Consider the following 13275-nt stretch of genomic DNA (forward strand, 5'->3'; position numbering starts at 1 on the left):
GGCGGAAAAAATAGAAGCCCCGGGGCTATAGTCCTCTGTAATTGTATCCGGTATGCTGATGCTGCACAGGATGGCGTAAATGATAAATGACGCAGGAAACCACCATTATTTAGTTGGGGATACGCCTTTATCAATAGCTTTATTGATCACATCCTGGATCCTTGAACGGATTCCCATTTTTACCAGCTTGTCGGTCACGCCCGGATTTACCCGGTTAGACAAAAAGATATAGATCAATCCCCGTGACGGGTCTACCCAAACTGCCGTTCCGGTATAGCCCGTATGTCCGTAAGTTTGCGGGGAGGCTGTTGCTGAAGGATATTTCTTCGTCAGGTCCGGATCCCAGCGGTCGAATCCCAAACCTCTGCGGCTGACAGTGGACTGGCGTGCTGTAAAAGTCTCCACCGTTTGCGGTTTGAAATATTGTTCTCCCCCATAAGTTCCTTTATTCAATAACATCTGGTACATGATCGCCATGTCATTTGAACTGGCGAACAGGCCAGCATGTCCTGATACTCCCCCGACAAGGGCTGCACCCTGGTCATGTACATATCCCACCAGCAAGGTCTTCCTGAAATAGGTATCATTTTCCGTAGGGATAATCTGTTCCCTGCTGAACCTGTTCCTGGGCAGGAACCCTGCGGTCTGCATCCCCAGGGGAGTGTAAAAGTTTTCGGCTACATATTCATTCAGTGGTTCTGAGCTGATATGTTCCACAATATCTTTCATCACATACATACTGATATCGCTGTATACATATTTACCACGTGTCCTGATCGGGGCATTCAGCATTTTGGGCCACATGACGTCCTTGAAATAATCCTTCCTGATATAATAACCATCGGCTACTTTGGTTGGGAAAGCTGCGGAAGAATCGGAACTGTGGTCAGTTTCCCTGACCCCATCATGAAATGGGATATAGGGTATAAATCCCGCCTGGTGCAGCATCACCTCTTTCACGCTGATATTGTTCATTGCTGTGCTCCTGGCCATTGCGATATAGGCACCGATATTGGTATCCAGGTTTAATTTTTTTTCTTCTACCAGGCGCATCACCATGGGCGTAGTGGCCGTAATTTTGGTGATGGAAGCCAGGTCGAAAATATCGGTAATTTTATCTGCCGCACCATCGTAAGTATGGTTGCCATAGGCCTTATTGAAAATCACCTTGCCATCCTTCGCCACCAATACCACCATCCCCGGGGCAGCTTTCGCCCTGATCGCTTCAGCAGTGATGTCATCAATCGCTTTGAGATCGCTGGCATTTACCCCTGCATCTTCAGGAAGCGTATATTTTAGCCGCGTAACGGCCGTATGGAAACCGGATCCTTTAAGGTATTTTCCGGAATAGCTGGTGGTCAACAGGTTTCCGGCAGGAATACCACCAAAAATCAGCTGCGGAACAAGCAATGCCGCAGCGGCGGATTTATCTTCAGACCATACAATCGGAGCGGTCAGGTGATCGAATTTTGGGAGACTGCTTCCGTCGCCAAACAGGGCAATGATTACTTCCTTGTTTTTGGCTACCGCATGGATGAAATTCATATACCGGGGGTTATTCACTTCGTTGTCCGGTATAGCGATAATCAGGGTATTGAAATATTTCAGGTCGTCTTCCAGCTTGTACAGTTCTGCCGTGGCAGGGTAGGTTTCAGCACTGAAGGACGTGATTTTTGCATACTTGTTCAGCAGGCTGTCAAATTCGGTTTTATAGGCATAACCGAGACTCACCGCAGCAATATTTTTTTTGCCAAGGGAGTCTACAGGAACCTCCGCCTTCTGATTGTTTAACAGCACCGTATGCAGCAGTATACTGTGGTTGACTTGCAGTAAATCTTCGTTTTTTTTATGTTCCTGGGCACATGCACTGAATGAACAGAGGGCAATGATGCCAATGGTGATATTTTTAATCAGGTGATGCTTTATCATAAATAATTCTTGTTCAATCAAAACGTTAAAGATAATAAAAAGGATATGGGGGCTCAGTCATTTGTCCGTATTTATAATCAAAAGATTGAAGTATAAGGCTTATTTTCGTTAAATTAGCGACCTTTACCAAGGAAATAAATGTCAGATATAATACAACTTTTACCCGAAAGTGTTGCGAATCAAATTGCTGCCGGAGAGGTAGTTCAGCGACCTGCATCGGCCATAAAGGAATTGATGGAGAATGCGATAGACGCGGGGGCGAATAAAATACAGCTGATTCTTAAAGATGCTGGTAAGGCCTTGATTCAGGTGATCGATAATGGCTGCGGGATGAGTATTACTGATGCCAGGATGTGTTTCGAGCGCCATGCGACCTCAAAGGTCAGGAAAGCTGAAGATCTCTTTGCGATCCGCACCATGGGCTTCCGCGGGGAAGCGATGGCTTCCATTGCTGCCATTGCGCAGGTGGAGTTAAAAACCCGTCGTTATGAAGATGAACTGGGTACACTGATCGAGATTGAAGGATCTACCGTAATTAAACAGGAACCTGTGGCTACGCCGGAAGGAACCAGTATTTGTATAAAAAACTTATTTTATAATACACCTGCAAGAAGGAATTTCCTGAAAAGCAACCCCGCAGAAATGCGCCATATCATCGATGAATTTCAGCGCGTTTCGCTGGCACACCCGAATATTGCCTTTAGTCTGCACCATGATGGAATGGAGATTTTCAGGCTGCCTGTATCTCCCCTGAAACAGCGGATAGTGCACCTTTTCGGAAACAATTACAATGAACGCCTGATCCCGGTGGAGGAAGATACGACGATTATTAACCTCAAAGGCTTTATCGGCAAACCTGCCTTTGCAAAAAAAACCAGGGGCGAACAGTTTTTCTTTGTCAATAACCGTTTTATAAAGGATGCCTATCTTAATCACGCGGTGAATAAGGCGTATGAAGACCTGCTCGCTGAAGAGAATTTTCCCTTGTATGTGTTGTTTATTGATATCGACCCCTCGAAGATCGACGTGAATGTCCACCCGACGAAGACAGAGATCAAATACCTGGATGAAAAGTCCATTTATGCGATCATCCATTCGGCCGTAAAACGTTCCCTGGGACGCTATAATATCAGTCCAACGATCGATTTTGACCAGGAAACTGCCTTTAGCGGCATGATCAGCCATAAGGCTCCGGATGAGATTATTCCGCCCAGCATCAGCTTCAATCCGGATTTTAATCCTTTTAGTGACAATAGCAATGCTAAAGCCGAAGAGGAGAAAAATTATCCTTCCTTCCGTAACCATGAAACAAAGGACCAGTCTACAAAAAACTGGGGCTCCCTATATGAGATTGCTGCCCATAAACCGGTAGAACAGGTGTCTATGGAACTGCCTGGCAATGGGCCGGAAGCGAAATATGCCCCGGTGCAAAAGCAGCTGATGCAACTGCACAACAGGTATATCATCTCGCAAATTAAATCGGGCCTGATGTTAATTGACCAGCAGGCTGCGCATGAGCGTATTTTATACGAACGCTTCAGTGCGAACCTGGAGGATAGGAAGGGTGCTTCACAGCAGAGTTTGTTTCCGCAGACCGTTACGTTGAGTCCCAATGACTATGAACTGGCGAAGAGTTTGCTGGATGACATCAAGAGCCTGGGCTTCGAAGTGCGGGAATTTGGCAGGAATACCCTGGTGATTGAGGGAATTCCGGTCGACCTGGGAAGTAACCAGGTGAATGAAACACAGCTTTTTGAACATTTGATTGAGGGGTTTAAAAACTCCCAGCAGGAACTGAAGCTTGATAAAAGAGATGCACTGGCCAGAAGTATGGCGAGGAACAGTGCCATAAAAAGCGGTGCCGTTTTAGGGCAGGAAGAGATGAATATGTTGATTGAACAACTTTTTGCTTGTAAAATGCCTAATTTTAGTATCAGTGGCAAACCTGTGATCCAAACGATGACGATGATGGAAGTAGATAAGAAATTTGATAAATAGAAAAGATGAATAACATTTATATACCACCTATTGTAAAGAACCTGCTGATTATAAATGTGCTCTTTTTCGTAGCGAAGTATGTGCTGCGATCGAAAGGTATAGATCTGGACCAGTATCTGGGGGCCTATTATTTCGATTCTCCGAATTTTAGCATCTGGCAGCCGATTACCTATATGTTTATGCACAATGATTTTATGCATATCCTGTTTAACATGTTTGCCCTGTATTCCTTCGGGTCAATTCTGGAATCCAGATGGGGATCCAAGCGCTTTATCAATTTTTACCTGATTACCGGCTTGGGTGCCCTGGCCTTGCAATGGGGAGTACAGGCCTTCGAAGTGTACCACATTACCGGAACACCGATAGCGCATGATATTATTCCGCTGGAGTTGCTCAAACAGGGACAGTATAATCCTGCGGTCTACAATGAAAGTCAGGCCTCTACTTTGGCCGGGACTTATTTTGGAGGGATGATCGGTGCCTCAGGTGCTGTATTCGGATTGCTTGTTGCTTTTGGGATGCTGTATCCCAATGCCGAGCTGATGATCATGTTCATCCCGGTACCGGTGAAAGCAAAATATATCATTCCTGTTTACATTCTCATTGAGCTATTCCTGGGGGCGGCACAGTTCAAGGGGGATTCTGTAGCCCACTTTGCACACCTCGGCGGTGCCCTGATCGGATTTATCCTGGTGAAAATATGGAACGATAAGAATAAAAATACTTTTTACGATTATTATGAGTAGGAAAAATGTTTTTGAAGACCTGAAGTATAAGGTTTTCCGTTCAGGGGATCCTGTATTTCTTTATATTGGAATTAATACCATTGTATTTGTTGCGGTGGCTTTATTTGGGGTGACCTATTTCCTTGCAGGGAATACCAGTGTCAGGTTCCTGGATTATGTGCGGGAGTATTTCGCTTTTCCGGCTGCCATTCCGAGATTACCGGAACGCTTTTACACTATTCTCACGTATCAATTTTTTCATGAGGGACTTTTCCATGTGCTGTTTAATATGTTGTGGCTGTTCTGGATTGGCAGAATCTTTATGGATTTCCTCAAACCGCGGCAGTTTCATTTCGTATATATCAGTGGAGGAATAGTTGGGGCCTTGTTTTTCCTGCTGGCTTACAACGTGATTCCAGTATTTGCTTCCAGTGTTCCTTTTGCCAATGTGATCGGTTCATCGGCTTCTGTAATGGCTATTGCGGTGGCGACCACAACCCTGGTGCCAGACTATTCGATGCGCTTGTTGCTGATCGGAAATATTAAACTCAGGTACCTCATTATTGCCTATGTGGTGCTGGATGTGATTAGCCTGGCTTCTACCAATGCAGGGGGAAGTTTTGCACATCTTGGTGGTGCTTTGCTGGGATTTGTCTATATTAAACTGTTGCAGAACGGAAAGGACTGGAGCAGCTGGCTGAAGAAAAAGCCGAAGCTGAAAGTGGTGAAGAATGATACGGGAAGGCCGTCGACAAAGGCTAAGGCTGATGCGGTGAACCAGAAGGAGGTGGATATTATCCTGGATAAGATTTCAAAATCAGGATACAATAAGTTAAGCAAAGCAGAAAAGGAGACTTTGTTCAAAGCGAGTAAAAATTAGTAGCCTGCAGTATATTGTTCAGGGAACTACAGGTTTAGTTTGGGATGTTTAGCGGGTAGATTTAATGAAGAAACGGAAACTGACTTTTTTGGGTAAATTACAATTGTTTATTGCGGTAGTGCTGGCCATTTGTTTGGTATTGGGCATTCTTGCCGGAAAACTGGATCCCAGAGATTATATCCTGATTGCTTTTTTTGGATTGGCCTATCCGTTTTTCCTGCTGTTGAATGCGGTCATGATTGTTTTATGGCTGTTGGGCAAACGCTGGATATTCGCATTGCTGACTGCAGGAATTATTGTAAGCGGATGGCATGCCTTAATTGCTACAGTAGGTTTTGTGGGGGAAAGGGGTGAGGGGCCAAAGGCTGATCCCAGTCTGGTGAGAATGATGACCTATAATGTACACAGCTTTAAACCTTACGGAGAAGAAAATAATGAATCGGTAAAACAGCAGATGCTGGCCCTGGTGGGCAATGAAAATCCGGATATCATCTGCTTTCAGGAATATTACAGCAGGCGTAAAGGTTCTTTTGATACGATAGACAGCCTGAAGAAAATTCTGAAAACTAAAAATTACTATTTCCAGCCTACAGGAGAGAATAACTATGAAGCACACGGACTGGCCATTTTTTCCCGGTACCCGATTGTGGATAAAGGCCATATCTCTTTTGAGAATAACACTACCGGAAATGAAAGTATTTATGTTGATGTGATGATTGGCAAAAAGAAGGTCAGGGTCTATAACGTACATTTTCAATCCATATCTTTTGATAAGCAGGATTATACCTATCTGGACAAGGTGAAGGAAAAGATAGACACAGAACTTACCCCTGCGAAAAGAATCCTCAGGATGCTGAAAACAGCATTTAAGAAACGCAGTGCACAGGTGGACCAGATGAAGGAACACCTGGCGACCTGTGAAATTCCCTATCTGATTGCAGGCGATTTTAACGATACCCCTGCATCTTATGCGGTTACGCAAATGACAAAACCGCTCAATAACACTTTTGTTGCAGAAGGAACCGGGCTGGGACGTACCTATAACGGAAAATTTCCTAACTTTCAGATTGACTATATCTCTGTCACTAAGGATATACAGGTGGTCAATCACCGGATTATTGAGACAAAGTTATCAGACCATTTCCCGGTAAGAAGTGACTTAAGGATTAATTAATATACCTTCAAATTTTTACCTTTGTGACCAGGCCATTTTTTGCGCCGGGTTTTAATATAAATATACCAATGAAAGAAGGCTTACAGCTATACAATACGCTTACGCGTAAGAAAGAAGTTTTTGAACCCCTGAACGGATCCCATGTTGGGATGTATGTGTGCGGACCTACTGTTTACAGTGATGTACACCTGGGGAACTGCCGTACCTTTATTTCATTTGATTTAATTTTCAGGTATTTAAAATACCTGGGGTATAAGGTAAGGTATGTGCGCAATATTACCGACGCAGGCCATCTGGAAGGGGACCGTGATGAAGGAGACGATAAGTTTGCCAAACGTGCGAAACTGGAGCAACTGGAACCGATGGAAATTGTGCAGAAGTATACGCTGGGTTTCCATGATGTGTTGCGTATGTTCAATACCCTGCCGCCAAGTATAGAGCCTACCGCTACGGGACATATTATTGAGCAGATTGATATGATCCAGGAGATCATTGCCAATGGTTATGCCTATGAGGTGAACGGTACGGTTTATTTTGATGTAGAGAAATACAGTAAGACCTATAATTATACGGTATTGACCAACCGTAACCTTGAGGATATGATGGCCAATACCAGGGAACTGGGCGGACAGGATGAGAAGCGTGGCCGTCTTGATTTTGCGTTATGGATTAAAGCCAAACCAGAAACACTGATGCGCTGGAATTCACCATGGGGTGTAGGTTTCCCCGGATGGCACATTGAGTGTTCCGCAATGAGTGCCAAATACCTGGGAGAGGAGTTCGATATCCATGGCGGAGGGATGGACCTGGCTGCAACACACCATACCAATGAGATTGCACAGTCGGAAGCCTGTTACCATAAACACCCTGCTAAATACTGGATGCATACCAATATGCTTACCGTGAATGGCTCCAGGATGTCTAAAACTGCCGGCAATGGGTTTATGCCATTGCAATTGTTCAGCGGGGACCACCCTTTGCTGACAAAGGGCTATAGTCCGATGACGGTGAAGTTTTTTATGCTCCAGGCGCATTACCGCAGTACATTGGATTTCTCTAATGAAGCACTGGATGCCTCAGAGAAAGGTTTCAGGAGATTGATGAATTCTTTAAGCCTGCTGGATAAACTGGTTCCTTCAGCGAACGGGGAATTTGATATTGATCCGATTAGGGAGAACTGTCTGAAAGCAATGAATGATGACTTTAACAGTCCTGTAGTGATTGCCGAACTTTTTGAAGCAGCACGGATTATCAATACTGTTTATGATGGAAAGGGAAGTATTACCGCTCCGGAACTGGATAAACTGAAAGCACTGATGCAGGATTTTGTACAGGAAGTTTTTGGCCTGAAAGATGAAGAGACGTCAAACAATGAATTGAATGCGGTACTGGACATGGTTATCGATATCCGTAAGAGTGCAAAAGAGAATAAAGATTATGCTACATCTGATAAGATCCGCATTGGTCTGCAGGAAATTGGTATCCAGCTGAAGGACAGCAAGGAAGGTACTACATGGAATAAAATGTAATAGGGGATGAATGCGCATACTAATTTTAAAATGATAATGAATAGATTTCTTTGCACCATTATGGCGGCATCATTAGCGTTCGGAGCCTATGCCCAGCGTACTGGCGGTTCAACAAATTCGCTGGTGAATGCAGATAGAGAATTTGCAGAGAGCGCCGCAAAACATGGACTAAAATCGGCCTTCCATGCGAATAGTGCCAATGATGCCATTTTATTCAGGCCTAATCCCATAAAGATAAAGGCATATTATGCCACACACCCTGTGGAGGGTAAGGTAAGCTGGGAACCTTCCTATGCCCAGGTATCGCGCAGCGGTGACTGGGGGTATACGACCGGCGCATTTACCATGGATGGGGAAAAAACTGTCTATGGCCAGTACCTGTCGGTATGGAAAGCCAATGGCAGTAAATGGGAACTGGTGCTTGATCTGGGGACGGAACACAATAAGCCTCTTCAGAAAGTAACTCCTGTTTTTAAGGAGCCTAAAGATTATTTTAAACCCATATTTGCCGGTGAGAAACAAATGGCTGCCGGAAGGGAGATTATTTATACCACGGAAAAAACCATGGGCGCTACCCTGAAATCTTATGGTGTAGCCGCTATTGGCGGATTTTTAAATCCGGATGTACGTGTTGTTTTCCCTGGTCTGGAACCTGTGATTGGAAAAGATAAAGCAATTGCCTTTTATAATGGGATGGTCAGTAAGATCTCCTTTAAAACTACACTGGCAGATAAAGCTTCCGGTGGAGACCTGGCTTATACGTATGGGGTAGCCACTATTGATTACCGTACGGATTTAAGGGAAAGCTTCAATTATGTCTTTATCTACGAACGACAGCCTGACCATAACTGGAACCTGATTCAGCAGATTTATTCACCTGTTGGAGAATAGGGAATGGAAAAATGGATAGCTATACTACATAAAGCCTATTGGGCTGCATAAATGAAATGGGGTTTTTGAACGGATAGTTTGGAAACCCTATTTTTATGATACAGGATTTTATTTAACCGTTATTTTTGCCATATGAAATTGACCATGAGAAAAAGTATATTGGTACTAGCCGTGATATTGATCAGTCTGCAGGGGCAGGCACAGCAGTTTGAGAAACAGGGACACAGGGGGGCAAGGGGACTCGCCCCTGAAAATACGATTCCTTCCATGTACCGGGCGCTGGATCTTGGCGCAACTACGCTGGGAATGAATGTCGTGATTTCGAAAGACAGGCAGGTGGTACTTTCACATGAACCCTATTTTAACCATGAGATCAGTCTCAACCCCTCAGGGAAAGCCATTTCATTGAAGGAAGAGAAGAACTACAATATGTTTGAAATGACCTATGAAGAGATCAAAAAGTTTGATGTGGGTACGAAAATACATAGCCGATTTCCTGGTCAGCAAAAATACATAGCCCACAAGCCTCTCCTGGCTGATGTGATTGATTCTGTTGAGCGGTACGCAAAAAGACATCAACTGTCTAAACCGATGTATGCCATAGAGATTAAAACTATCCGTAATGGTGATCAGGTATTTCACCCGGAGCCAGCCGAATTCTCACAGCTTGTTCTGGAGGTCATCAATGCAAAAAAGATCGCTAAAAGAACTACCATACAGTCGTTTGACGTCCGCGCCCTACAATATGTTCATGCACATTATCCCAAGCTTAAAACGGCCCTGATGATAGATGAAAAAGAAGATTTCGAGAACAATATCAAGCAACTGGGGTATACCCCTGCCGTGTACAGTCCTTATTCGGTTCTGGTAGGGAAGGGTTTGGTTGACCGCTGCCATGCTGCGGGCATAAAAATCATTCCATGGACGGTGAACAGCCGGAAGGATATGGATTATATGATTGGTCTTGGTGTGGATGGGATCATTACCGATTATCCGAACCTGTTTGTCCCTCAGAAATAAGCTATTTCCTTGACGGGAATGAAAAAAACAGCGGAGGGGCTGTTGGGAATTTAAAACAGGTTTTTAATCAGTTTCTCTACGGACAGGCCTTCCGCTTCAGCGCGGTAATTCCTTACAATCCTGTGGCGGAGGATCGCTTCGGCCACAGCCTGTACATCTTCAATATCCGGGGAGTACTTGCCTGATATGGCGGCATGGCATTTGGCACCCACGACAAGGAACTGAGAGGCCCTGGGGCCAGCTCCCCAGCTGATGTACTGGTTGACTTCTGCTGTTGCCAGCGCCGTGCCGGGACGGGTTTTTCCTGTTAACTTTACGGCATATTCCAGTACATGGTCAGTTACAGGAATATTCCTGATCAGTTTCTGAAAATACTGGATCTGCTCAGCATTGATGATTTTCTTCAGATGGACCTCGGTATTGCTGGTTGTATTTTTAACAATGGTCAGTTCATCAGCAAAAGTAGGATAGGTAAGCAATACATTAAACATAAAACGGTCCAGCTGTGCTTCAGGCAGGGGGTAAGTACCCTCCTGTTCTATCGGGTTTTGTGTAGCCAGTACGAAGAAAGGTTTTGGAAGTATATGTTTATGACCAGCTGCAGTAATGGATTTCTCCTGCATGGCTTCAAGCAGTGCAGCCTGGGTTTTAGGCGGTGTCCTGTTGATTTCATCCGCCAGGATAATATTAGAAAAGACAGGGCCTTTAATAAATTTAAAGTTCCTGTCTTCTCCTAAAATTTCTGTGCCGATAATGTCACCGGGCATCAGATCGGGGGTAAACTGTATTCTGTTAAATTCCAGATCAAGCACATTGGCTACCGTTTGTACCAAAAGCGTTTTGGCTAATCCGGGTACGCCTACCAACAAGCAGTGTCCGTTGCTGAAAATCGAAATGAGTACCGATTTCACTACGTCATCCTGTCCGATAACGACTTTTCCAATTTCATTCTTAATATCATTAAAAGATTGATGGAGGGCATCTACTGCCGCTATGTCGTTAGGGTATGGCATATTTTACTTTGTTTCTTGTGTAGCAGGGGTTTGCTGAATCCAGTCTTTTAATTCATTGCAATCCTTATAATCATCGTCAATCCGAATGTACGTACTTTTTCTTCTTTTTTCGAACCACTCGCTCATGACACGCTGAACTTTTTGCTCCTGTGCCTTATCTTTGAATTTAGTATAATCCTGGTCCAGGTTACCTTTATGTGGTGCAATTTTAGATTTGAGCAGAACGATTTTATAACCTTCCTTGCCATCAGCACCTGTAAAAGGTACAGGTTTAGAGAATTCTCCGACTTTCATGGTATCCACAACGACGAATACTTTAGGATCCAGTTTATCTGCCGGGATGAATGTTGTCCTTGCACTCTGGTCTTCCGAATACAAGACCATTCCACCATTGTATTTTGATTGTTTGTCTGCTGAGAACAGGGATGCTGCAGTAGAGAAAGTGATTTCTTTTTTTACCAGGCTGTTATAGATACTGTCGGCATGTAATTTCAGCCTGTCCATACTTTGGGGTGTATTTTGCGGACGGATCAGGATATGGCGGGCATGTACCTGCTCACCCCTGCGTTCAATTACCTGTAGAATATGGAATCCGAATTCCGTTTCAAATACCTGTGACAATTCTCCGGGTTTCAGTTTAAAGGCATTTGCAGTGAATTCTTTGGCCATTGTAGAGCGGTCAAAGAAACCCAAGTCTCCACCCTCAGGGGCAGAACCCGGATCTTCAGAATATGTTTTTGCTAAAAAGGCGAAATCTTCACCACTTTTCACACGTAACCTGATCGCATCCAGCTTATCTAAAAAGCGTTGTTTTTCTGCTTTTGTAAGATCAGGGTGCAATACAATTTCTCCCACCTCAAATTCTGTAGGGATATCAGGTAAACTGTCTTTTTTATAAGAATCGAAATATTTCTGAACCTCAGAAGGGGTTATACTTACCTTCTGTGTAATTGTTCCCTGCATCTTATTGGCCTGCAGCTGGTCTTTTACATCCGGTCTCAGTTCATCTTTATATTGTAATACGGAACGGTTCAGGAATTCTTCCAGCCTGTCCTGACCACCGGCACGCTGGATCTGGTAACGCATCCTGCGGTCCAGTTCTTCGTCTACCTGCTGGTCATCAACCATGACTGAGTCAATTTCTGCCTGTTGTTTCAGTAAATGTGTCACCAGCATCTGCTGCAAATAATAGCATTTTACCCGCTCATCCGGTGGATTACCGGAGTTAAGGTACATGACATATTGCTGGTTAAGCTCGGATAATAAAATTACATCACTGCCAAGCACTGCAATTACTTTATCTACGCTTTTCGTTTGGGCCTGACCATTTAAAAACAAGAAGAGAAATCCGCTTGCCATCAATAACACTTTCTTCATTATACTTTCTTCAATTATATATTCTTTGCAAATTTACTATTATTCAATGATTTATGTAGCTGTATTATCGAATCAGCTTCATCACTGCATTTTGATCAATGGTTACCTTGTATTTGTTCCTCAGGCCTGTCACCCAGTCGCATTCCAGATGCTGCTGGTAATCGGCTGCGACCTCACTTTTGACCTCTTCATAGGCTGCACCATTATAGTCCGATGAATGGGAAATGTAATAATTATAGATGCTGTCTCCTGTGTCACTTATGGTATCCCAAACCTTTTTTTCTGAAATGTTGAACAGCAAAAGGGCTTCTTTGTACTCATTCATCACCAGCTGGTAATCTGTCTGCAGCATGTTTACTGGTGCCGAAGACCGGAATGCCTGTTCATAGTTTTGTACTTCGGCAAGGTAGGTACTGTCTTTGTCCATTCCCTGTTCGCGTGCGTCAATCACTTTAAGCTTGAAATCGATATAGATATTTAAAAATGAAATCAGTTGTGTGGCTGTCACCTTAGCGTTTCCGGGACGGTGTTTCTGGTAAATCCATATAAATTCCCTTTGGCTTATCGGACTGCCATTGATTACTGCAATGCTTTGTGCCACAGCACCAGCACAGGAAAAAAAGAGAATTGTAATACAGCAGATTTTTCTCACAAAAGGTGTACTAGGGTATTTTTAAGGTATAAAAGTAACAATTTAAGGCACTATTAGGAGATATTTAACTAATTTTAACACAAAAAT

At 43.9% G+C, this 13275-nt stretch carries 11 protein-coding genes; 7 read left to right on the top strand and 4 right to left on the bottom strand.

The window, feature by feature from the left end:
- Nucleotides 1-105: 105 nt before the first annotated feature.
- Nucleotides 106-1929 carry a serine hydrolase domain-containing protein gene (locus ACSBL2_RS02325; protein ID WP_442590073.1) on the bottom strand — a complete coding sequence of 608 codons (1824 nt, stop codon included), beginning with the start codon at nucleotides 1927-1929 and terminating at the stop codon, nucleotides 106-108.
- Between the two features lie 138 nt (nucleotides 1930-2067).
- Between ACSBL2_RS02325 and mutL the strand changes: the two genes are divergently transcribed.
- The 7 genes from mutL to ACSBL2_RS02360 all read left to right on the top strand — a co-directional run bounded on the left by mutL (nucleotide 2068) and on the right by ACSBL2_RS02360 (nucleotide 10146).
- Entirely contained in the window at nucleotides 2068-3927 is a 1860-nt protein-coding gene (gene mutL / locus ACSBL2_RS02330; RefSeq protein WP_442590074.1) for a DNA mismatch repair endonuclease MutL, read from the top strand.
- Nucleotides 3928-3932: 5 nt separating this feature from the next.
- The gene (locus tag ACSBL2_RS02335; RefSeq protein ID WP_442590075.1) at nucleotides 3933-4673 is read left to right on the top strand and encodes a rhomboid family intramembrane serine protease; all 741 of its coding nucleotides are present in this window, start codon (nucleotides 3933-3935) and stop codon (nucleotides 4671-4673) included.
- The gene (locus ACSBL2_RS02340) at nucleotides 4666-5532 is read left to right on the top strand and encodes a rhomboid family intramembrane serine protease (protein ID WP_442590076.1); all 867 of its coding nucleotides are present in this window, start codon (nucleotides 4666-4668) and stop codon (nucleotides 5530-5532) included. Before ACSBL2_RS02335 ends, ACSBL2_RS02340 begins: the two co-directional genes overlap by 8 nt.
- A gap of 64 nt (nucleotides 5533-5596) precedes the next feature.
- Nucleotides 5597-6706 (top strand): endonuclease/exonuclease/phosphatase family protein, encoded by a 1110-nt coding sequence (locus tag ACSBL2_RS02345; protein WP_442590077.1) that lies wholly within the window; start codon nucleotides 5597-5599, stop codon nucleotides 6704-6706.
- A 68-nt stretch (nucleotides 6707-6774) separates the two neighbouring features.
- The gene (gene cysS / locus ACSBL2_RS02350) at nucleotides 6775-8235 is read left to right on the top strand and encodes a cysteine--tRNA ligase (RefSeq protein WP_442590078.1); all 1461 of its coding nucleotides are present in this window, start codon (nucleotides 6775-6777) and stop codon (nucleotides 8233-8235) included.
- 36 nt (nucleotides 8236-8271) lie between these two features.
- Nucleotides 8272-9126 carry a YybH family protein gene (locus ACSBL2_RS02355; protein WP_442590079.1) on the top strand — a complete coding sequence of 285 codons (855 nt, stop codon included), beginning with the start codon at nucleotides 8272-8274 and terminating at the stop codon, nucleotides 9124-9126.
- Nucleotides 9127-9270: 144 nt separating this feature from the next.
- Nucleotides 9271-10146 (top strand): glycerophosphodiester phosphodiesterase family protein, encoded by an 876-nt coding sequence (locus tag ACSBL2_RS02360; RefSeq protein WP_442590080.1) that lies wholly within the window; start codon nucleotides 9271-9273, stop codon nucleotides 10144-10146.
- A gap of 50 nt (nucleotides 10147-10196) precedes the next feature.
- Here the strand turns inward: ACSBL2_RS02360 and ACSBL2_RS02365 are convergent, their stop codons facing one another.
- From ACSBL2_RS02365 to ACSBL2_RS02375, 3 genes are all read right to left on the bottom strand, one after another.
- Entirely contained in the window at nucleotides 10197-11159 is a 963-nt protein-coding gene (locus ACSBL2_RS02365) for an AAA family ATPase (protein WP_442590081.1), read from the bottom strand.
- A gap of 3 nt (nucleotides 11160-11162) precedes the next feature.
- The gene (locus ACSBL2_RS02370; protein ID WP_442590082.1) at nucleotides 11163-12536 is read right to left on the bottom strand and encodes a peptidylprolyl isomerase; all 1374 of its coding nucleotides are present in this window, start codon (nucleotides 12534-12536) and stop codon (nucleotides 11163-11165) included.
- Between the two features lie 64 nt (nucleotides 12537-12600).
- Nucleotides 12601-13188 carry a hypothetical protein gene (locus tag ACSBL2_RS02375; protein ID WP_442590083.1) on the bottom strand — a complete coding sequence of 196 codons (588 nt, stop codon included), beginning with the start codon at nucleotides 13186-13188 and terminating at the stop codon, nucleotides 12601-12603.
- Nucleotides 13189-13275 lie beyond the last annotated feature (87 nt).

It is taken from the genome of Pedobacter sp. AW31-3R (genome assembly GCF_052180285.1).
Classification (GTDB): Bacteria; Bacteroidota; Bacteroidia; order Sphingobacteriales; family Sphingobacteriaceae; genus Pedobacter.

Bases quoted from the DNA above. Each gene is read 5' to 3' on its own strand.
- ACSBL2_RS02325 (WP_442590073.1), bottom strand. From the start codon at position 1,929: ATGATAAAGCATCACCTGATTAAAAATATCACCATTGGCATCATTGCC.
- mutL (WP_442590074.1), top strand. From the start codon at position 2,068: ATGTCAGATATAATACAACTTTTACCCGAAAGTGTTGCGAATCAAATT.
- ACSBL2_RS02335 (WP_442590075.1), top strand. From the start codon at position 3,933: ATGAATAACATTTATATACCACCTATTGTAAAGAACCTGCTGATTATA.
- ACSBL2_RS02340 (WP_442590076.1), top strand. From the start codon at position 4,666: ATGAGTAGGAAAAATGTTTTTGAAGACCTGAAGTATAAGGTTTTCCGT.
- ACSBL2_RS02345 (WP_442590077.1), top strand. From the start codon at position 5,597: ATGAAGAAACGGAAACTGACTTTTTTGGGTAAATTACAATTGTTTATT.
- cysS (WP_442590078.1), top strand. From the start codon at position 6,775: ATGAAAGAAGGCTTACAGCTATACAATACGCTTACGCGTAAGAAAGAA.
- ACSBL2_RS02355 (WP_442590079.1), top strand. From the start codon at position 8,272: ATGAATAGATTTCTTTGCACCATTATGGCGGCATCATTAGCGTTCGGA.
- ACSBL2_RS02360 (WP_442590080.1), top strand. From the start codon at position 9,271: ATGAGAAAAAGTATATTGGTACTAGCCGTGATATTGATCAGTCTGCAG.
- ACSBL2_RS02365 (WP_442590081.1), bottom strand. From the start codon at position 11,159: ATGCCATACCCTAACGACATAGCGGCAGTAGATGCCCTCCATCAATCT.
- ACSBL2_RS02370 (WP_442590082.1), bottom strand. From the start codon at position 12,536: ATGAAGAAAGTGTTATTGATGGCAAGCGGATTTCTCTTCTTGTTTTTA.